The following is an 18500-nucleotide window of genomic DNA, read 5'->3' as shown; positions in this document are numbered from 1 at the left end:
TTCAGGCGGGTGTCTTCTTCACCCGCAACGCCTTCGCCTTGGCCTCCACGCCCAGGTACATCACTAGCGCGATCAGCAACGGCAAGATGAAGTAAATCGCCCGATACGCGATCAGCCCGGCAAGCAAACTGCCCCGCGACGCCTCATGCTGCAACAGCGCAATAAACACCGCCTCCAGCACGCCCAGCCCGGCCGGAATGTGGGTGAGCACTCCGGCAATCGCGCTGATCAATAACACGCCCAGCACCAGCGGATAGTCCAGCTTGGCCGGCAACAGGGTAAAAATCACCGCCGCCATCAGCGACCAATTCAACGCGCCCAGCAGCAACTGCAAGCACGCCATGCGCACCGACGGCAGGTTGATTTCCATGCCGCGAATCGTCCACGCACGTTTCTTCGAAAACTGGCAGGCCACCAGATAACCCAGGCTGGCCAGTACCAACAACGCGCCAATGCCCTGCAAGGCCGTGGTGCTGACCTTCCACCCCGGCGGCATGGTCACCAAACCGCTGCTGAACACCACCCCGGCAATCGCCATGTAGCCAAACCAATTGGTGGCTAGGCTCAGGCCGAGGATCTTGGCGATATTGCCGGTACTCACCCCCAAGCGCGAATACAGCCGATAACGCATGGCGATGCCGCCGACCCACGCGCTCAGGTTGAGGTTGAAGGCGTAGCTGATGATGCCCACTGGCAGGATCTGCTTCCACACCAGGTTCTGGCGAATGTAGGTGCGGCCGATCAAGTCGAAGCTGGCGTACACCAGAAAACTGCACAGCGTCAGCGCGCCTGCGATCACCAGTGTGCGCACCTTGAAGTCGCCCAGGGTCTGCACCACTTCGCTCCAATCGATACGCCGAGCGAGCAGGGTGAACAGCACGATCAGCATCAGGAAGAAGGCGATGGTCAGCGGTTTCTTCCAGCGCTTGAATCGGGATTCAGCGGTCATTGGACTGGCTCTCGATGGGTTTCAACCGTGGCTTGTGCGCCGGCAACCATCCCGTCAAGGCCGGGAAGTGGCGCATCACATGAAACACCAGGAAACCCACGGTCAACCGCCACAGCCACAGGCGCGGCTTGCGGTTCTCCGGCATGGTCTGGCAGTGGTCTTTGGCGAGTGTTTCCAGGCGTTCGTAAAGTTGTTGATTGAACGCGCGGTCACGAATCAACACATTGGCTTCCAGGTTCAGCGACAGGCTCAACGGGTCCAGGTTGCTCGAACCCACGGTGCTCCATTCGTCATCCACCAACGCGACTTTGCCGTGCAGCGGGCGCTGGCAGTATTCGTGGATCACTACGCCATCTTTGAGCAGATAGTCGTAGAGCATCCGCGCCGCCAGCTTGGCCAGCAGCACATCGGGCTGGCCTTGCATGATCAGTTGCACCTGCACGCCACGGCGCGCGGCATTGCGGATTTCGCGCAGCAGGCGGTAGCCGGGGAAGAAGTAGGCGTTGGCGATCACCGCACGTGTTTGCGCCTTGCTCAGCGCGTGGATATAGGCTTCTTCAATGTCATCGCGATGCTGCACGTTGTCGCGGTAAATCAAGCGCACCAAGCCATCGCCCTGGTCGGTGGACCACAATGGAGGCCGTTGCTGGCGCCGCCGCCAACCCCGTCGCGTGCGGACTTGGCGACCACTTTGCGCCAAAGCGAAATGATGTAGGTCTGCTACGGCCGGACCCACCACCTGCACCGCGTAGTCCTGCTTGGCTTCGGGACCGAAATCTCCCAGGTGATCGGCGGAAAAGTTGATCCCGCCGATAAACGCCACCTCCGCATCCACCACCACAATCTTGCGGTGCAGGCGACGAAACCAGTTGGTGCGAATGCCCAGGGTCTTGGACGCCGGGTCAAACATCTGCACCGTCACGCCGGCGTCCGCCAACTCGCCCAGAAATGACGGGCTCAGTTCGCCGCAACCAAAGCCATCGAGGCTCACCACCACCTTGACTCCACGCTGCGCGGCCTCGATCAGGATGCCGTGCAGCTCATGGCCCACCTTGTCTTCGAAAAGAATGAAGGTCTCCAACAGAATTTCCCGGCGGGCCGCGCGCAGGGCTTCGAACACCTTGGGAAAATACGCCTCGCCGTTCTCCAGTAACTCAACCTGGTTGCCACGCTGCCAGCCGTAGTCCAGGTCGCGGGCCTTGGCTTCGTCCGGCGGCTGGTCGGTGGAGATATGTTCCACGGCCACGTTCATAGCTCGACCTCCACTGACAGCGGCACATGGTCGGACAGGTGCGACCAAGGCCGCGTCGTTAGCACCCTAGGGTTATGCACCTTCAGATTGCGCACATAAATCCGGTCCAGCGGCAGCAACGGCAGGCGCGCCGGGAAGGTGCGTGCGGGTTTGCCCATGGATTCAATAAACACTTCCTTCAAACCGGCCTTGCTCAGGTCGGCCTTCTGGCGCCAATCGTTGAAGTCACCGGCCACCACCAGCGGCGCGTAGGCTGGGATCTCGCTGATGCGCTGCTCGATCAAGCGCAGTTGCTGCTGGCGGTGCACCTCGCGCAAGCCGAGGTGGATACAGATCGCATGGATCTCCTGGCCGGTGCCCGGCAGGCGTAGCACGCAATGCAGCAGGCCACGGTTTTCATGGCCGCTTTGGGAGATATCGAGGTTGTCGTGGCGCACGATCTGGAATTTCGACAACAGCGCGTTGCCGTGGTCGCCGTGGGGGTAGACCGCGTTGCGGCCGTAGGCGAACTGCGGCCAGATGCTGTCGGCGAGGAATTCGTATTGCGGCATGTTCGGCCAGTCGCTGAAGCGCTGTGGATGGCGTTCGTGGGTGCCGTGGATTTCCTGCAAAAACACCATATCCGCGCCCACGCTGCGCACCGCTTCACGCAGCTCGGGCAGGATGAAACGTCGATTCAGGGCGGTAAAGCCCTTGTGGATATTGACCGTCAGCACCGTGAAGCGAGTGATGGCGACGCTGGGGGTGATGGGCACCCAGTCGGGAATCGCAGCCATGATTGCTCCTGTGAAAGAAGTGGGGGCCTGGCCCCCGTTTATGGCTGACTCTGATTTTTGGCTGAAAGTTTCCAACGTCCTACAGACGGCACAATGATGCCGCTGAAGGGGAACGATCAACGCGCAAACCCGTCAGTTCCTTACAGACCCTTCTGAAGGAGATCGGTGTTTTGCTGAATCTAAAGACCGCATTACTGCTCGGCGCACTGCTGTTTTGTGGCAGTGGCGCACTGCAAGCGGCGGCCACTGCGCCGGAACCTGAAGCGCCGGCCAAGCCGGAATTGCTGGTGGAGGGCGGGCTGCTGGGGGCAATCAGTTCCAGCATCGATGATGTACAGCAAAAGCTCGACCTCAATCAGAATCTGATCGATGAATGGCGCCTGCGCGCGGACCGAGCGGCCGACGAGGTCGGGCGGCTGGTCAACCAGACCGCTGCGCGCTCACCCTGGAGCGTGGCGGGGGATTTCCTGCTGCTGTCCGGCGTGTGGGTTGGCGCTTTTGTGGCGATGACGCTGCTGGGGCGATTTATCGTACAGCGCCTGGGCCGTCGCTCGTTCTTCGAGCGGCGCAAACGTCTGCTGGCGGTGCTAGGGTATGTGATTCCCTATACGACTCCCGCGCTTATCTGTCTGCCGCTGACGCTGTATGTCAGCCACTTTCTGCCCACCTCTGTAGGCCGTGCGCTGGCGCTGTGTTTTGCCTACGCCACCAGTAGCGGTATCTTTTCCACCTCGATGCTGTTGTGCGTCATCGTCATGTTCAATGTTGGCCACAAGCGCCCGGCGGTGCAGATTATTCGCGACTACTGCCCCAAACCGCTGTTCCTGATCGGCTTCCTCGCCGCCCTCAGCGATGCGCTGACCAGCCCGCAAATCGCCCGTCAGTTGGGCGGCAATATCACCAGCAGCATTGCCGTGTTTACCGGGCTGTTTGCGGCGGTGATTTTCGGCATGCTGGTGATCCGCCTGCGTCGTCCGGTCGCCCATCTGATCCGCAATCGACCACTGGCCCAGCGCCTCAAACACCCGGCGTTGCAACAATCGCTGCGGATATTTTCCGGCCTGTGGTATTGGCCGATCCTGTTGATGGTGCTGGTGTCGGCGATCAACCTGATCGGTGCTGGTGACGATAACCAGAAAGTCCTGCGCTGCGCACTGTTCACCACGATCCTGCTGATCGGCACGGTGTTCCTCAGCACGGTGCTGCAACACCTGTTCAAGTCCCGCAGCCAAGTGGCGATCCAACGCAGCAGTGCGTACAAGGAACGCTTCCTCAGCCTGTTGCACGCGATCCTGCGCATTGTCATGGCCATTGCGTTTATCGAAATTCTCGGGCGGATCTGGGGCGTGTCGCTGTTCGAGTTCGCCCAGCGCAACTCGGTGGGCCGGGCCATCAGCGATTCTCTCAGCAGCATCGGCCTGATCCTGCTGATGACGTGGCTGTTCTGGGTGGTGCTCGACACGGCGATCCAGGAAGCGCTGAAACCGCCGGTCAACAAACGCTCCAGCCGCCAACCGAGCACGCGGGTGAAAACCATCCTGCCGCTGCTGCGCAATGCGGTGAAGATCATCCTGGTGGTGATCTGCGCGATCACCACCATGGCCAACCTCGGCATCAACGTCGCGCCGCTGCTGGCCGGTGCCGGCGTGGTCGGCCTGGCCATTGGTTTTGGCTCGCAGCAACTGGTGCAGGATGTAATCACCGGGCTGTTCATCATTATTGAAGACACCCTGTCCATTGGCGATTGGGTGGTACTCGACTCCGGCCACGCCGGCACCGTCGAAGGCCTGACCATCCGCACCCTGCGCCTGCGCGATGGCAAGGGTTTTGTGCACTCGGTGCCGTTCGGGCAGATCAAGGCGGTCACCAACCAGTCGCGGCAATTTGCCTATGCGTTTTTCTCGGTACAGTTCACTTACGACACGGATGTGGACAGGGCGGTGGAACTGATCCGCGAGGCGGGGCAGTCGATCCGTGACGACGTTTTCCTCAAGTACAACCTGCAAGGTCCGCTGGAAGTATTCGGCGTCGACAAGATGGACCTCAACGGCGTGGTGCTCACGGCGCAGTTCCGCACGGTGTCGGGCGGGCAATATGCAGTAAGCCGTGCATTCAACCAACGCTTGAAAAAGCTTGTGGATAACTGTGACCAGGTGCATTTCGCGCAGACTTATCCACAGCAGGTCATGGTGCCTGCGCGGACGGCCCTTGAGCATGAACCTACCGAGGCTGGCGCGAAGATAGTTAATCCGTGACGGTTGCGCTACAAACCCGCAAAATGCAACGATTCTGGCCAAGACCAGAAAACCTTCGTTCCAAACAGACCGGGCCTGCTCAATCTATGCGAATGCGCCTTATGTTACTGGGCGGCGGGAATGCCCTCGGGCAGGCGCTGATTCGCCTCGGTGCAGAGGAAGACATCGGTTTCCTCGCACCCAAACCGCCCCAAGACGGCTGGGATGCCGCGAGCCTCACCCAATTGCTCGACGACACCCGTCCCGATGCGTTGATCAACCTCGCCTACTATTTCGACTGGTTCCAGGCAGAAGCGGTCAGCGAAACCCGCCTGGCTGCCCAGGAATTTGCCATCGAGCGCCTGGCCGAGTTGTGCCAGCACCACAGCATCACCCTGTTGCAACCGTCCAGCTACCGCGTGTTCGATGGCTCCCGCGCCACCGCCTACAGCGAAAAGGACGAGCCGGTGCCCCTGGGCCTGCGCGGCCAGGCGTTGTGGCGCATCGAGCAGAGCGTGCGCGCCACCTGCCCGCAACATGTGCTGTTGCGGTTTGGCTGGCTGTTGGATGACAGTGTCGACGGTACCTTGGGGCGCTTCCTGGCTCGGGCGGAGAAACCGGATGAATTGCTGATGGCCGACGACCGTCGCGGCAACCCGACGCCGGTGGACGATGCGGCACGGGTGATTATCTCGGTGCTCAAGCAGCTCGATTGCGCGGCACCGCTGTGGGGCACTTATCACTACGCCGGCCAGGAGGCGACTACACCGTTGGCACTGGGCCAGGCGATTCTCACTGAAGCGCGCAACTACCATCCGCTGGCGATCGAATCCCCTACCGCCCAGGCGCACGCGGCCCGGCCGGATGCGAGCGAAGAACCGCAACACGCGGTGCTCGCCTGCAAGAAAATCCTTCACACCTTCGGCATCAAGCCACGGGCATGGCGGGCAGGGTTGCCGGCATTGCTGGATCGGTTCTACCGTCATACCTGACCCCCAAACGCGTAGGAGCCGGCTTGCCGGCGATAGCATCACCTCGGTTTAACTGAAAGACCGAGGTGTCTGCATCGCCGGCAAGCCGGCACCTACAAGGGGGGGGCAGTGTGGTTTAGAACTTGTAGCCGATACCCACCATGTAAACCATCGGGTCCACGTCCACATTGACCTTGGCGCGAGTGCCTTGGCCCAGGGCGTTGTTGTCCACAGTCGCCTTGGTGCTGATGTCGATGTAGCGCGCCTGGGCGTTGATCATCCACTTGTCGTTGATCATGTAGTCCGCACCGATCTGCGCGGCCCAGCCCCAGGAATTTTCGGCCTTGAAGTTGCTGAAGCCTGCGCCTTGGGCACGGCTGCCAACGTGTTCGTCGTAGATCCAGGTGTAGTTGATACCGGCGCCGACGTACGGCTGGAAGGCCGACTTGTTGTCCAGCGGGTAGTACACGATGCTCAGGGTCGGCGGCAGGTGTTTCAGGGTGCCGAGCTTGCCGTTCGCGGCGCCGAGGGCGGTGTTCTTGATCTTCACATCATGCTCGAACGGCGTGGCGGCCAGCAGTTCGATACCGACGTGGTTGGTCAGCATGTAGGCGAAGTTCAGGCCCAGTTGGGTATCGCTGCTCATGGTCGCCTTGCCGCCCAGGTTGGCGCCGGCCAATGGGCCCTGGTCAACTTTGACATGGCCGCTGTCCGCCTTCGGGTTCACGGTGATTGCACCGGCGCGCACCAGAATGTCGCCCGCTTCGTGAGCGTGTGCAACGGGGGCGACGAGGGCGAGCGCGAAGAGGGACGCGCCGAGCAGAGACTTGTTCATGGGAGCTCCAAAGGACGTTTAAAAGTTGTACGTCCAATGGTAAAGATCGTTCCGTCCGGTCTTTTGACTCAGCTCAATGAAAGGGCGATCAGCGCTATTCGGGCAGCTCGTACATATAAATTTTCTCAGCGTCCATCTGGTAACCGGCGTCGGCCAGTTCGCTGGTGGACGGTTTGACCTGCATCGCGCCTTCGATCCAGTACGGCTGGTACAGCTCATCGAGCTTCACGCCGATTTCGCTTTTGACATGCACGATCTGGTTCGAGGGTGGCGGCGGTACATGGATGCACGCGCCGAAATACGGCACCAGCAAGAACTCCGTCGTGCGGCCTTCCTCACTGACTTCCAGCGGCACGATGTAGCCCGGCAAGCGGATGTGCTGGCCGTCGAGGCTTTGCACCACCGGGGCGTTGGGCAAGTCCTGCTTGGCCGCTGGCGCTGCCTCGACCGATAACGCATCGGCCATGTTCGACAAGTCGTGCAGCGGTTTCATGTTGGGGATTTCCGGCGGCGCGTCTGGCGGGATCATCTCCTGCCAGGACAAATCCTTGGGCTGATCTTCCGCCCAGGTGGGAACTGCCACCAGCAGCAACAACGCAAATAGCGCACGACGCATCGCAACCTTCCTCATAAACGTATGGACAGGCCATCGGCCAGGGATTGCCGATAGGCGCGCCACGCGGGCACGCTGCCCATCAACAGCGCGGCGGCCAGGATACCGGCGAGCAGCGTCCATTCATATTCGCTCGGCCAGGCCATCGGCAGGTCCAGGCCGTAATTGGCCTGCAAATACCCGCGCGAGGCGGCGATGCACACATACAGTAAACCGACCCCGGCGATTACGCCGGACAGTGCCAGGGCGAAGGCTTCGAAGATCAGCAACGTTGCGATATGCCACGGTCGCGCACCCACCGAGCGCAAAATTGCCATTTCGCGGCGGCGCTCGTTGAGGCTGGTAAGGATCGCCGTGAGCATGCCGATCAAGCCTGTGAGCACCACGAACAGCGAGATCACGAACAGCGCCTTCTCGGCAGTGCCCATCATGCTCCACAACTCTTGCAGCGCCACGCCGGGCAGGATCGCCAGCATCGGTTCGCCACGGAATTCGTTGATCTCGCGCTGCAGGGCAAACGTGGAAATCTTGTTGTTCAGGCCGAGCATGAACGCGGTGATGGCCTGCGGCGTGAGGTCCATGTTGCGCGCCTGGTCGGCACTGATGCGGCCTTTGCCTTGGGCCGGTACGCCATTGTGCCAGTCGATATGGATCGCCTCCATGCCGCCGAGGCTGATGTGCAACGTGCGGTCTACCGGCGTGCCGGTGCGCTTGAGAATGCCGACCACGGTGAAGGGTTTGTCATCGTGTTTCACCAGGCTGACCACCGCCACGCCATGAGCCAGCACCAGTTTGTCGCCAAGTTTGTAATGCAGCGCGTCAGCCACTTCGGCACCGAGCACCACTTCAAACGGGTCGATGGCGAAGGCGCGGCCGCTGGCCAGTTCAAGGTTTTGCTTGCGGCCGTATTGGTAGTGCTCGAAGTAGGATTCGTTGGTGCCCATCACGCGGTAGCCGCGATGGGAGTCACCGAGGGAAATCGGGATCGCCCACTTCACCTGGGGGTTGGCGGCGAAATGTTCGAAGCTGTCCCAGCGGATGTTGTTGGTGGCGTTGCCGATGCGGAACACCGAGTACAGCAGTAGGTTCACCGAGCCGGAGCGCGCGCCGACGATCAGGTCGGTGCCGCTGATAGTGCTGGCGAAACTGTTGCGCGCTTCAACGCGCACACGTTCCACCGCGAGCAACAAGCAGACTGAAAGCGCGATGGCGAACGCGGTGAGGATCGCGGTAAAGCGGCGGTTAGCCAGGCTGGCCATGGCTAGACGGAACAGATACATCTCAAACCTCTGCGGGCGTGGCGGCGCGATTGAGTTCGGCCAGCGACAGGTTGCGGTCGAACAGCGAAGCCAGACTCTGGTCATGGCTGACAAACAGCAGGCTGGCGCCGGCTTCGCGGCATTCGGCGAACAACAGCTGTAGGAAGGCTTCGCGGGCGTCGTAGTCCAGAGCCGAAGTGGGCTCGTCGGCGATCACCAGCTCCGGCTGGCCAATCAACGCACGGGCGGCGGCGACGCGTTGCTGCTGGCCGATGGACAGCGAGTCGGCGCGGCGATCCAGCAGGTTTTTGTCTTTCAACCCAAGGTGCGCAAGTAAAGCAGCGGCGGCTTGGTCGACACTGCCGTGGCGCTGTTTCGCCCGCTGTGCACGCAACGTGGAAAAGTGGCAGGGCAGTTCGACGTTCTCGCGCACCGACAGGAATGGCAGCAGGTTGAACTGCTGGAAGATGTAGCCGGTGTGGTCGACGCGGAAGCGGTCGCGGGCGCCGGCCGATAGCTCGGTCAGCTCCTGGCCGAGCAGGCGGATGCTGCCCTGGTTGGGTGTCTGCACGCCGCCGAGCAGGCCCAGCAGCGTGGTTTTGCCACTGCCGCTCGGGCCCTTGAGAAACAGGGTTTCCCCCGCTTCCAGGCGGAACGCGGGGATGTCCAGCAACTGGGGGTGACCGGGCCAGTTGAAGCCCAGGTCAGACAGTTCGATCAATGCGTGTGTCATGGGAACTCAGAACTTCAAGGTGGCTGCTGTGGCCGTGGCTTCCACACCTTGCTGGCCACTCGGACCGATCAGTTGTACCTGAATTTTCTGGGTGGCGGGGAAGGTCTTGAACACCTGGGTCAGGTCAAGGTTGCTCAGGGCCGTCGGCGTGGCGCAGGTGAACTGGTAGTGGGCGTGAATTTCGCTGTGGTCGTGATGATGCTCGTGGGCAGCCGCGCCTTTGCCGTCGGTGGCGTGGTCATCATCGTCGTCGTCATGATCGGCTTCCGGCTTGTCACCGAACAACGGGCTGTTGAGTTCCTGGCTGCTGACCACGCAACCGGCGCCCTTGGGCAAGTTGAACAGGGCGACAGGGTTTTCCAGCTGTTTGCGCACGGCGGCGACCTTGGCTTTGTCCGCCGGGGTGGTGGCCAGGTGTTCGAAACCCACCAGGTTCATCGCCGGGCTGTCCAGTTCCAGCTCCAGGGCCTGGCCGTCAAGCACTGCGTTGAGACGGCCGACGCCATGTTCGTGGGCGCCAAGGCTACCGTGTTCATGGTCCTGATCATCATGAGCGTGGGCAACCGCCAGTGGCAGCAGGGCAAACGGCAAAGCAAGCAACAGACGGCGCATGAGAAGGCTCCAGAAGATGAAAGTTTTGTTATGTGATCTTATAACAATTGCCGCTGAGTTTGACCGCCCGCTTGGCGTTGCGCAAGCCGCATGGGAGCATGCTTGTCAGAAAAGTGCAGGAGTAAGGACGATGTTGCGAATTCGTGGAACGGTCGGCGACTTGCCGGTGGACTTGACCCTGGAGCTGGACGACGGCGATTGGGCACGGCTGGGCGCGCAGTTGCAGGCGACGCCTGTCCCCGCCGCAGCGTCAGTGGCACCGGTCAAGCAGAATGACGACCTGTGGCAGAACGCCCAGGACCTGTTGCGCAAGGCCGGCCAGCTCAGCGGCCTGGAGTTGCTGGATCAGTTGGAAGGCTTGGCCGGCGATGCGGCGTCAGGCAAGCGCCTGCTGGTGCGCCTGCGCCACAGCTCGAACGTAAAAGTGGCCAGCGGCGCAGATACGCCGCTGTACAGCTGGGTTGGCGATTAGTACAACGCGGCAAACAACTTGCGACGGTACACGGACACCAGTGGGTGATCATTGCCCAGCAGTTCGAACACCTGCAGCAAGGTCTTGTGCGGCAGGCCTTCGCTGTAGCTGCGGTTGCGAATGAACAGCTTGAGCAGACCTTCGAGCGCCGCGTCGTACTGCTGGCGCGCCAGTTGCTGGATCGCCAGTTGGTAGGCCGCTTCGTCATCCTGCGGGTTTTGCGCCAGGCGGCTTTTCAGCTCGGCGGCATCCGGCAGATCGGCAGCCTGGCGCAGGAAGGTGATCTGTGCCTTGGCCCCGGCGAGGGCGGCTTTGTGGTCGTCGCTTTTCACCGCGTCCAGCACGGTCTGGGCTTCGCCCAGTTCACCGCGCTCGGCCAGGCAGCGTGCGTAGAGGATCAGCGCAGCAGCGTTGGTGTTGTCCTCGCCCAGCACTGTCACCAGCACGGCTTCTGCATCGGTGATGCGACCTTCGGCAAACAACGCCTGGGCCTGCTCCAACGGATCCGCCGCCGCCGGTGGCGGCATCTGTACATGGGGCTCCAGCATCGCGCGCACCGCCGACTCCGGCTGCGCCCCGGCAAACCCATCCACGGGCTGGCCGTCCTTGAACAACACCACCGTCGGCAGGCTTTGAATGCCAAAGCGCGCAACGATATCCTGCTCGGCCTCGCAATCGACCTTGGCCAGCAGCAACTCACCCTGATAACTCTCGGCAACTTTCGCGAGCATCGGCATCAACGCCTTGCACGGCGCGCACCACTCGGCCCAGAAATCCACCAGCACGGGTTTTTCGAAGGAGTTCTGGATCACTGCCTGGTCGAAGGTGGCGGTGGTGACATCGAAGATATACGGCGTGGGTTGACTCATGAGGCGTCTCGAATAAAGCGGGAATGGGGCAACTATAAGGGCTGGCGAGCCTGGCTGAAAGTGCGGCGGATTCGGCACCGCTTTCGCGAGCAAGCCCGCTCCTGCAGGGGGAATGCGGTCACATGTGGGAGCGGGCTTGCTCGCGAAGGTCTCACGAGCGCCGGGAATGGTACAGACTCACCTTGCGAAACTCCCAAGGCTCCGCCAGATCCGGCAACGTCAGCGCATCAAGAATCGCCAGCCGCTGGTAATCCGGGTGCTGGAAGTCGCGCACGCGCGAATCTGCCACCAGCGCTTCGCGGCCTCGGGTCAGGAACTGGTCGAGCAGCGGCAGGTTCGCGCGGTCGTAGAGCACGTCGGCGACCATGATCAGGTCGAAGCGGTCGGCTTCGGCGAAAAAATCGGCGGAGTAGCCCAGCTCCACGTCGTTGAGCGCGGCATTCGCCCGGCAGGCCGCCAAGGCCAGCGGGTCGAGGTCGCAGGCCACTACTTCCAACGCGCCGGCCTTGACCGCCGCAATCCCGGCCACGCCGGAGCCTGCGCCAAAATCCAGCACGCGCTTGCCGGCGACCCACTCGGGTTTCGCCGCCAGGTACCGCGCCAGCGCCAGGCCGCTGGCCCAGCAAAAACTCCAGTAGGGCGGTTCATGCAGGATGCGCTGGGTTTCTTCGGGACTGAAGGCGCGGTCCATGTTGTCTGCATCCAGCAGCCACAACGACAGCTCGGTGCCCGGCAATGGGCAGGGCACCAGCTGCGCGTCGCCGATCAGTTCGCTCAGGGCCGCTTGCAGGTCCAGCGGTGGCGTCATGGTGCCTTGACGAGTTGCAGGGGGCCGGTGGTCTGGGTGATCGCTTGGGTGATGCGCACGGCGGGCAGGTGCAGGATCAGTTGGCCGGACTGGCTCGCGCGCCCGCGCAATTCAACCCGCGCACCGGCTGGGAACGCCTCGGGGTTAAAGCGCAGGCGGAAAGCCAGGGGCTGGCCGTTGCCGGTCAGCACGCTGCTGGCGAGCAATTGCTGTGGGCGCGAACGATCGTCGATCACCAGCAGGGCCATTTCGACTTCGGCACCGGCCGGAATGTTGGTCAGGCTGCCGCTGATTTCCCGCTGGTAGGCGGGCAGGGGGCCCATGTCTTCAATGCCGGGGACTTTTTTCTCTTGTGCCGGCGTGGGCTGAGGTGCGGCCGGCTTGGGGGCTTCGCTGCTGCAGGCGACCAGGAAACTGAACAGGGTGAGCAAAACAAGTGGTCGTAACTGCATGTACGGCTCCAGAAAGGACAAAATCCGTGGCTTTAAAAATATGAAACATAATAGTCAGCCTATATACCGTAAAGGCTATGGCTTGTCTTGCCACAGGGATGCGCTACCATGGCCCTCCCTTTATTTGTTGCCTGCCTACCATGCACTGTCCCTTCTGCGGTGCCAACGACACCAAGGTCATTGACTCGCGTCTGGTCGCCGAGGGCGATCAAGTGCGTCGCCGGCGCGAATGCCTGGCCTGCGGTGAACGTTTCACCACCTTCGAAACCGCCGAACTGGTATTGCCACGTCTGATCAAGTCCGACGGCAGCCGCCAGCCTTTCGACGAAGAAAAACTGCGCGCCGGTATGCAGCGCGCCCTGGAAAAACGCCCGGTGAGTGTTGAGCGGCTGGAGGCGGCGCTGGTGCATATCAAGCACAAGCTGCGCGCCACCGGCGAACGCGAGGTCAAGAGTCTGGTGGTTGGAGAACTGGTGATGGGCGAGCTGCAAAAGCTCGACGAAGTTGCCTACATCCGATTCGCCTCGGTGTATCGACGCTTCCAGGATCTCAATGAGTTCCGCGAAGAGATCGACCGCCTGGCCCGTGAGCCTGCCAAAGAATGAACCCACCGTCTGCCGAACAAGCTGTGCTCGACGCCCATTACATGGCCCGCGCCCTGGAACTGGCGCGCAAGGGCCTGTACACCACCCATCCCAACCCACGTGTGGGTTGCGTGATTGTGCGTGATGGGCAGATTGTCGGCGAAGGCTGGCATGAGCGGACCGGCGAACCGCATGCCGAGCCCAATGCCCTGCGCGCCGCCGGTGCCAAGGCCCGAGGTGCCACGGTGTACGTGACCCTCGAACCGTGCAGCCATCACGGGCGCACGCCGCCTTGCGCTGATGCGTTGGTCACCGCGGGTGTCGCCCGCGTGGTGGCCGGGATGCAGGACCCGAACCCGGAAGTGGCGGGGCGCGGCATGCAGCGCCTGGCTCAAGCCGGTATCGAGGTGCGCAGCGGTGTGTTGGAAGCTGAAGCACGCGCGCTGAATCCGGGTTTCCTCAAGCGCATGGAACACGGCCTGCCCTTCGTGCGTGTCAAGCTGGCGATGAGCCTGGATGGCCGCACCGCGATGGCCAGTGGCGAAAGCCAATGGATCACCGGTCCGGCTGCCCGCGCCGCTGTGCAACGCCTGCGCGCCGAGGCGAGTGTGGTGCTGACTGGCGCCGACACGGTGCTGGCCGACGGCGCCCGCCTGACTGTGCGCGCCGCCGAACTCGGCCTGGATGAAGCCACCACCGCCCTGGCCATGTCGCGCCCGCCGTTGCGCGTGCTGATCGACGGCCGCCTGCGGGTGCCGCTCAATGCGCCGTTTTTCAAGGCTGGCCCGGCGTTGGTCATCACCTGCGTGACCGCGGAAAACCAATTCCCCCGTGGCCCCGAGTGCCTGGTAGTGCCGGGCGTCGATGGCCAGGTCGACCTGCGCTCGGCGCTGGTGGCGCTGGCGGCCCGTGGCGTCAACGAAGTACTGGTGGAAGCCGGCCCAAGCCTGGCCGGTGCATTTGCCCAGCAAGGCCTGGTGGATGAATACGTGATTTTCATCGCCGGCAAGTTCCTCGGTTCCGCCGCGCGGCCTTTGTTGGACTGGCCGCTTGAGAAACTGGCCGATGCCCCCCAACTCAAGATCACTGAAATGCGCGCTGTGGGCGATGACTGGCGAGTCACTGCCATCCCTGTGCCAGCAGCGAGCGTATAATTTTCTGCCTGCGCCCAGCGCGGTAACGTTTTCCAGGAGAAGGCCATGTTCACCGGCATCATCGAATCCATCGGCAGCATTCGTGCAATGACCCCAAAAGGCGGCGACGTTCGCTTGTCGGTTGAAACCGGCAAGCTCGACCTGGGCGACGTCAAGCTGGGCGACAGCATTGCCATCAACGGCGTGTGCCTGACCGTCATCGAGCTGCCAGGCAACGGTTTTGCCGCCGATGTCAGCCGGGAAACCCTGGACTGCACCGCGATGAACGACCTCAAGGCCGGTAGCCCGGTCAACCTGGAAAAAGCCCTGACCCCGACCACTCGCCTCGGCGGTCACCTGGTCAGCGGCCACGTCGACGGCGTCGGCGAAGTGGTCGCGCGCAGCGAAAACGCGCGGGCCGTGGAATTTCGCATCCGCGCGCCAAAAGAGCTGGCCAAGTACATCGCCCACAAAGGCTCGATCACCGTCGACGGCACCAGCCTGACCGTGAACGCCGTGAATGGCGCCGAATTTGAACTGACCATCATTCCCCACACCCTCAGCGAAACCATCATGGCGTCTTACCAGCCTGGTCGCCGGGTGAACCTGGAAGTGGACTTGCTTGCCCGTTACCTGGAGCGCCTGTTGTTGGGCGATAAGGCCGCAGAGCCAACCGGAAGTAACATCACCGAAAGTTTTCTGGCCGCTAACGGCTACCTGAAATCCTGACCAAGGGGGTGCCGCGTGGCGCTCAATAGCATCGAAGAACTGGTTGAAGACATCCGCCAAGGCAAGATGGTCATCCTGATGGATGACGAAGACCGCGAAAACGAAGGCGACATCATCATGGCCGCCGAGGCCTGCCTGCCTGAGCACATCAACTTCATGGCCAAGCACGCCCGCGGGCTGATCTGCATGCCCATGAGCCGTGAGCGCTGCGAGTTGCTCAAGCTGCCGTTGATGGCGCCGCGCAATGGCTCGGGTTTTGGTACCAAATTCACCGTCTCGATTGAAGCCACCACCGGCGTCACCACGGGCATCTCCGCCGCCGATCGCGCCCGCACCGTGCAGGCCGCCGCCGCGAAAGACGCCAAGGCCGAAGACATCGTCAGCCCCGGCCACATCTTCCCGTTGATGGCCCAACCGGGCGGCACCCTGGCCCGTGCCGGCCACACCGAAGCCGCCTGCGACCTGGCGCGCATGGCCGGTTTCGAGCCGAGCGGGGTGATCTGCGAAGTGATGAACGATGACGGCACCATGGCGCGTCGTACCGAACTCGAAGCCTTTGCCGCCGAACACAACCTCAAGATCGGCACCATTGCCGACCTGATTCACTACCGCATGATCCACGAACGTACCGTTCAGCGGATTGCCGAGCAGCCACTGGACAGCGAACTGGGCCAATTCAATTTGGTGACCTACCGTGATTCAGTGGAAGGCGACGTGCACATGGCCCTGACCCTGGGCAGCATTTGCGCCGAAGAACCGACCTTGGTGCGTGTGCACAACATGGACCCATTGCGCGACCTGCTGATGGTCAAGCAACCGGGCCGCTGGAGCCTGCGCGCCGCTATGGCTGCGGTCTCCGAGGCTGGCAGCGGTGTGGTGCTGTTGCTCGGTCACCCGCTGGATGGCGATGTCTTGCTGGCGCATATCCGCGAAACGGCTGACCACGCGCCGGTGAAAAAACCGACCACCTACAGCATCGTCGGCGCCGGTTCGCAGATCCTGCGTGACCTGGGCGTGCGCAAAATGCGCTTGATGAGTGCGCCAATGAAATTTAATGCGATATCCGGTTTCGACCTGGAAGTAGTAGAATACGTGCCCTCCGAATAAAGGCTGGCGATTTTCGCCCCTTGTTCGCGGTTCAAATATCACTAAGGGACGCGTCATACACGCGTCCCGGCTCTTTAAGAGATTTGTCGAATGACCCTGAAGACCATCGAAGGTACCTTCATCGCCCCCAAAGGCCGCTACGCCCTGGTGGTTGGCCGCTTCAACAGCTTCGTGGTTGAAAGCCTGGTAAGCGGTGCCGTGGACGCCCTGGTTCGCCACGGTGTGAGCGAGAGCGACATCACCATCATCCGTGCCCCTGGCGCCTTCGAAATTCCACTGGTTGCGCAGAAAGTTGCCCAACAGGGTGAGTACGCGGCAATCATTGCCCTGGGCGCAGTCATTCGTGGCGGTACTCCGCATTTCGAATATGTGGCCGGTGAATGCACCAAGGGCCTGGCCCAGGTGTCCATGGAGTTCGGTGTGCCAGTCGCCTTCGGCGTGCTGACCGTTGATTCCATCGAGCAAGCCATCGAGCGTTCCGGCACCAAGGCCGGTAACAAAGGCGCTGAAGCTGCCCTGTCCGCCCTGGAAATGGTCAGCCTGCTGTCGCAGTTGGAGGCCAAGTGATTTCCGACGAGAGCGACAACTTCAACCCGCGTGAGCCACGTCCAGCCGATGCTGGCAAGCCGTCCAAGAACGAGAAGCGTCGCGCTGCTCGTCAGTTGGCGACCCAGGCGCTGTACCAGCGTCACCTGGCGGGCGCTTCGTTGAACGAGATCGAAGCACAGTTTCGCGTCGACAACGACTTCACCTTCGCCGACCTGCCGTACTTCCACGACATCCTGCACGGTGTGCATGCGCACCTGACCGAGATCGACACGGCCTTGGCACCTTGCCTGGACCTGACCATCGAAGAGCTGGACCCGGTTGAACTGTGCGTGATGCGCCTGTCCGCGTGGGAACTGCTGTATCGCGTCGACGTGCCGTACCGCGTGGTGATCAACGAAGGTATCGAACTGGCGAAAGTCTACGGTTCGACCGACGGCCACAAGTTCGTCAACGGCGTACTCGACAAGCTGGCCCCGCGCCTGCGTGAAGCCGAAGTGAAGGCGTACAAGCGCTAAACCGCGCTTGAATCCTTGATGGGCGAGTTTGAGCTGATCCGCAATTACTTCGCCGCCGCGCCCTGTGCGCAAGGCGGCGAAGGCATTGCACTTGGGATTGGTGACGACTGCGCCTTGCTGGCGCTCCCCGCCGGGGAGCAGCTGGCAATCTCCACCGATACCTTGGTGGCCGGGGTGCATTTTGCCGACCCCTGCGACCCGTTCCTGCTGGGCCAGCGCTCGTTGGCCGTGGCGGTAAGCGACCTGGCCGCCATGGGCGCCAACCCCCTCGCCTTTACCCTTGCTCTCACCACACCGACGGTCGATGCCGATTGGCTGCAACGCTATGCCCAGGGTTTGAACCTGATGGCGCAAAGCTGCGGCGTGGGCCTGGTGGGCGGCGATACCACCCGTGGGCCGTTAAGCCTGACCCTGACTGTGTTTGGTCGCGTACCCGCCGGGCGAGCCTTGACCCGCAGCGGTGCGCAGCCGGGTGACCTGCTGTGTGTCGGCGGCGAGCTGGGCAATGCGGCCGGCGCGTTGCCGTTGGTATTGGGCGAGCGCAGTGCTGACGCGGCCATCGCTGATCCACTGCTGGCCCACTACTGGTCGCCGCAACCGCAGTTGGGCCTGGGGCTGGCGCTGCGCGGCAAGGCTACGTCTGCCATGGATATTTCCGACGGCCTCCTGGCTGATTGCGGGCATATCGCCACAGCCTCGGCTGTCAGTCTGTTGATCGAGCGTCAGCGCTTGCCTTTGTCTCAGGCGCTGTTGGCGTTTGTCGGCGATGACGCGGCGCGCATAGCGGCGTTGAGCGGGGGCGATGACTATGTGCTGGTGTTCACCCTGCCACCCGTCGAGCTGGCGCCGTTGCTGGCCGACGGCTGGCCGGTCCATGTGATCGGACGGGTCGAGGCGGGGCAGGGCGTGACACTGCTGGACGCCAACGGGCAAGACATCACGCCAGCCATTCGTGGTTATCAACATTTTCGCGGGATGCCCTGAATCGGCGAGCTGCGCTACCCTCTATAGCGTAATTAAGGATGCAAGGCCCTGTAGGAGGTCGCCA

General features: G+C 62.2%; 21 protein-coding genes. 10 read left to right on the top strand and 11 right to left on the bottom strand.

Annotated features, from left to right (window positions below; genetic code table 11):
- Position 1 precedes the first annotated feature (1 nt).
- Genes ACP7C6_RS27945 through ACP7C6_RS27935 form a run of 3 tightly spaced genes read right to left on the bottom strand, consistent with a single transcriptional unit; the run spans position 2 to position 2977 of the window.
- On the bottom strand, positions 2-949 hold the full coding sequence (locus tag ACP7C6_RS27945; protein ID WP_426109525.1) for a lysylphosphatidylglycerol synthase domain-containing protein: 948 nt from the start codon (positions 947-949) through the stop codon (positions 2-4).
- Positions 939-2201 carry a cardiolipin synthase ClsB gene (gene clsB, locus ACP7C6_RS27940; RefSeq protein ID WP_068937047.1) on the bottom strand — a complete coding sequence of 421 codons (1263 nt, stop codon included), beginning with the start codon at positions 2199-2201 and terminating at the stop codon, positions 939-941. Before clsB ends, ACP7C6_RS27945 begins: the two co-directional genes overlap by 11 nt.
- Positions 2198-2977 (bottom strand): endonuclease/exonuclease/phosphatase family protein, encoded by a 780-nt coding sequence (locus ACP7C6_RS27935; RefSeq protein WP_426109524.1) that lies wholly within the window; start codon positions 2975-2977, stop codon positions 2198-2200. The genes clsB and ACP7C6_RS27935 overlap by 4 nt, the downstream gene beginning before the upstream one ends.
- A 170-nt stretch (positions 2978-3147) precedes the next feature.
- Here ACP7C6_RS27935 and ACP7C6_RS27930 point away from each other — a divergent pair, with 170 nt between their 5' ends.
- Both ACP7C6_RS27930 and ACP7C6_RS27925 read left to right on the top strand, forming a co-directional pair.
- On the top strand, positions 3148-5232 hold the full coding sequence (locus ACP7C6_RS27930) for a mechanosensitive ion channel family protein (protein ID WP_028618120.1): 2085 nt from the start codon (positions 3148-3150) through the stop codon (positions 5230-5232).
- An 86-nt stretch (positions 5233-5318) separates the two neighbouring features.
- A complete protein-coding gene (locus ACP7C6_RS27925; RefSeq protein WP_028618119.1) occupies positions 5319-6203 on the top strand; it encodes a sugar nucleotide-binding protein in 885 nt (294 codons plus the stop codon).
- Positions 6204-6318: 115 nt separating this feature from the next.
- On the opposite strand, the gene ACP7C6_RS27920 is transcribed toward ACP7C6_RS27925, so the two are convergent.
- From ACP7C6_RS27920 to ACP7C6_RS27900, 5 genes are all read right to left on the bottom strand, one after another.
- Positions 6319-7017: an OmpW/AlkL family protein gene (locus ACP7C6_RS27920; RefSeq protein ID WP_028618118.1), complete on the bottom strand. Its 699-nt coding sequence runs from the start codon at positions 7015-7017 to the stop codon at positions 6319-6321.
- A gap of 94 nt (positions 7018-7111) precedes the next feature.
- Complete coding sequence (locus ACP7C6_RS27915; RefSeq protein WP_028618117.1) at positions 7112-7633, bottom strand: DUF3299 domain-containing protein; 522 nt, start codon at positions 7631-7633, stop codon at positions 7112-7114.
- Between the two features lie 11 nt (positions 7634-7644).
- On the bottom strand, positions 7645-8910 hold the full coding sequence (locus tag ACP7C6_RS27910; RefSeq protein ID WP_236317693.1) for an ABC transporter permease: 1266 nt from the start codon (positions 8908-8910) through the stop codon (positions 7645-7647).
- Position 8911: 1 nt separating this feature from the next.
- Positions 8912-9622: an ABC transporter ATP-binding protein gene (locus ACP7C6_RS27905; protein ID WP_028618115.1), complete on the bottom strand. Its 711-nt coding sequence runs from the start codon at positions 9620-9622 to the stop codon at positions 8912-8914.
- Between the two features lie 6 nt (positions 9623-9628).
- On the bottom strand, positions 9629-10234 hold the full coding sequence (locus ACP7C6_RS27900) for a DUF2796 domain-containing protein (RefSeq protein ID WP_426109523.1): 606 nt from the start codon (positions 10232-10234) through the stop codon (positions 9629-9631).
- A 130-nt stretch (positions 10235-10364) separates the two neighbouring features.
- Here ACP7C6_RS27900 and ACP7C6_RS27895 point away from each other — a divergent pair, with 130 nt between their 5' ends.
- Positions 10365-10706 carry a hypothetical protein gene (locus tag ACP7C6_RS27895; protein ID WP_305383103.1) on the top strand — a complete coding sequence of 114 codons (342 nt, stop codon included), beginning with the start codon at positions 10365-10367 and terminating at the stop codon, positions 10704-10706.
- Here ACP7C6_RS27895 and trxA read toward each other — a convergent pair.
- The 3 genes from trxA to ACP7C6_RS27880 all read right to left on the bottom strand — a co-directional run bounded on the left by trxA (position 10703) and on the right by ACP7C6_RS27880 (position 12835).
- Positions 10703-11575 carry a thioredoxin gene (trxA, locus tag ACP7C6_RS27890; RefSeq protein ID WP_426109522.1) on the bottom strand — a complete coding sequence of 291 codons (873 nt, stop codon included), beginning with the start codon at positions 11573-11575 and terminating at the stop codon, positions 10703-10705. The two genes, ACP7C6_RS27895 and trxA, sit on opposite strands and share 4 nt — an antisense overlap.
- A gap of 151 nt (positions 11576-11726) precedes the next feature.
- Entirely contained in the window at positions 11727-12383 is a 657-nt protein-coding gene (locus ACP7C6_RS27885; RefSeq protein WP_028618111.1) for a class I SAM-dependent methyltransferase, read from the bottom strand.
- A complete protein-coding gene (locus ACP7C6_RS27880; protein WP_028618110.1) occupies positions 12380-12835 on the bottom strand; it encodes a YbaY family lipoprotein in 456 nt (151 codons plus the stop codon). Before ACP7C6_RS27880 ends, ACP7C6_RS27885 begins: the two co-directional genes overlap by 4 nt.
- Before the next feature lie 140 nt (positions 12836-12975).
- Here ACP7C6_RS27880 and nrdR point away from each other — a divergent pair, with 140 nt between their 5' ends.
- The 7 genes from nrdR to thiL all read left to right on the top strand — a co-directional run bounded on the left by nrdR (position 12976) and on the right by thiL (position 18436).
- Positions 12976-13440, top strand: coding sequence for a transcriptional regulator NrdR (gene nrdR, locus ACP7C6_RS27875; RefSeq protein WP_010206843.1), 465 nt, complete (start codon positions 12976-12978; stop codon positions 13438-13440).
- On the top strand, positions 13437-14573 hold the full coding sequence (gene ribD / locus ACP7C6_RS27870) for a bifunctional diaminohydroxyphosphoribosylaminopyrimidine deaminase/5-amino-6-(5-phosphoribosylamino)uracil reductase RibD (RefSeq protein ID WP_016978539.1): 1137 nt from the start codon (positions 13437-13439) through the stop codon (positions 14571-14573). The genes nrdR and ribD overlap by 4 nt, the downstream gene beginning before the upstream one ends.
- A gap of 45 nt (positions 14574-14618) precedes the next feature.
- Positions 14619-15281, top strand: coding sequence for a riboflavin synthase (locus tag ACP7C6_RS27865; protein WP_017736638.1), 663 nt, complete (start codon positions 14619-14621; stop codon positions 15279-15281).
- Positions 15282-15296: 15 nt separating this feature from the next.
- Entirely contained in the window at positions 15297-16388 is a 1092-nt protein-coding gene (gene ribBA, locus ACP7C6_RS27860) for a bifunctional 3,4-dihydroxy-2-butanone-4-phosphate synthase/GTP cyclohydrolase II (protein ID WP_016978541.1), read from the top strand.
- A gap of 90 nt (positions 16389-16478) precedes the next feature.
- Positions 16479-16955: a 6,7-dimethyl-8-ribityllumazine synthase gene (gene ribH, locus ACP7C6_RS27855; RefSeq protein WP_003176356.1), complete on the top strand. Its 477-nt coding sequence runs from the start codon at positions 16479-16481 to the stop codon at positions 16953-16955.
- Complete coding sequence (gene nusB / locus ACP7C6_RS27850; protein WP_010206836.1) at positions 16952-17452, top strand: transcription antitermination factor NusB; 501 nt, start codon at positions 16952-16954, stop codon at positions 17450-17452. The genes ribH and nusB overlap by 4 nt, the downstream gene beginning before the upstream one ends.
- A gap of 18 nt (positions 17453-17470) precedes the next feature.
- On the top strand, positions 17471-18436 hold the full coding sequence (thiL, locus tag ACP7C6_RS27845; protein WP_305383093.1) for a thiamine-phosphate kinase: 966 nt from the start codon (positions 17471-17473) through the stop codon (positions 18434-18436).
- Positions 18437-18500: the final 64 nt, after the last annotated feature.

The sequence above is a fragment of the Pseudomonas sp. TWR1-1-4 genome, from assembly GCF_049897165.1.
In the GTDB taxonomy this organism is placed as follows: domain Bacteria; phylum Pseudomonadota; class Gammaproteobacteria; order Pseudomonadales; family Pseudomonadaceae; genus Aquipseudomonas; species Aquipseudomonas canadensis.
Note: the sequence above shows the minus strand (reverse complement) of the source record. Positions and strands in the feature narration are given on the sequence as shown.

Coding starts and splice junctions, on each gene's coding strand:
- ribH (WP_003176356.1), top strand. CDS start 16,479: ATGACCCTGAAGACCATCGAAGGTACCTTCATCGCCCCCAAAGGCCGC.
- ACP7C6_RS27920 (WP_028618118.1), bottom strand. CDS start 7,017: ATGAACAAGTCTCTGCTCGGCGCGTCCCTCTTCGCGCTCGCCCTCGTC.
- ACP7C6_RS27905 (WP_028618115.1), bottom strand. CDS start 9,622: ATGACACACGCATTGATCGAACTGTCTGACCTGGGCTTCAACTGGCCC.
- thiL (WP_305383093.1), top strand. CDS start 17,471: ATGGGCGAGTTTGAGCTGATCCGCAATTACTTCGCCGCCGCGCCCTGT.
- ACP7C6_RS27880 (WP_028618110.1), bottom strand. CDS start 12,835: ATGCAGTTACGACCACTTGTTTTGCTCACCCTGTTCAGTTTCCTGGTC.
- ACP7C6_RS27910 (WP_236317693.1), bottom strand. CDS start 8,910: ATGTATCTGTTCCGTCTAGCCATGGCCAGCCTGGCTAACCGCCGCTTT.
- nrdR (WP_010206843.1), top strand. CDS start 12,976: ATGCACTGTCCCTTCTGCGGTGCCAACGACACCAAGGTCATTGACTCG.
- clsB (WP_068937047.1), bottom strand. CDS start 2,201: ATGAACGTGGCCGTGGAACATATCTCCACCGACCAGCCGCCGGACGAA.
- trxA (WP_426109522.1), bottom strand. CDS start 11,575: ATGAGTCAACCCACGCCGTATATCTTCGATGTCACCACCGCCACCTTC.
- ACP7C6_RS27915 (WP_028618117.1), bottom strand. CDS start 7,633: ATGCGTCGTGCGCTATTTGCGTTGTTGCTGCTGGTGGCAGTTCCCACC.
- ribD (WP_016978539.1), top strand. CDS start 13,437: ATGAACCCACCGTCTGCCGAACAAGCTGTGCTCGACGCCCATTACATG.
- ACP7C6_RS27900 (WP_426109523.1), bottom strand. CDS start 10,234: ATGCGCCGTCTGTTGCTTGCTTTGCCGTTTGCCCTGCTGCCACTGGCG.
- ACP7C6_RS27895 (WP_305383103.1), top strand. CDS start 10,365: ATGTTGCGAATTCGTGGAACGGTCGGCGACTTGCCGGTGGACTTGACC.
- ACP7C6_RS27945 (WP_426109525.1), bottom strand. CDS start 949: ATGACCGCTGAATCCCGATTCAAGCGCTGGAAGAAACCGCTGACCATC.
- ACP7C6_RS27865 (WP_017736638.1), top strand. CDS start 14,619: ATGTTCACCGGCATCATCGAATCCATCGGCAGCATTCGTGCAATGACC.
- ACP7C6_RS27925 (WP_028618119.1), top strand. CDS start 5,319: ATGCGAATGCGCCTTATGTTACTGGGCGGCGGGAATGCCCTCGGGCAG.
- ACP7C6_RS27935 (WP_426109524.1), bottom strand. CDS start 2,977: ATGGCTGCGATTCCCGACTGGGTGCCCATCACCCCCAGCGTCGCCATC.
- ACP7C6_RS27885 (WP_028618111.1), bottom strand. CDS start 12,383: ATGACGCCACCGCTGGACCTGCAAGCGGCCCTGAGCGAACTGATCGGC.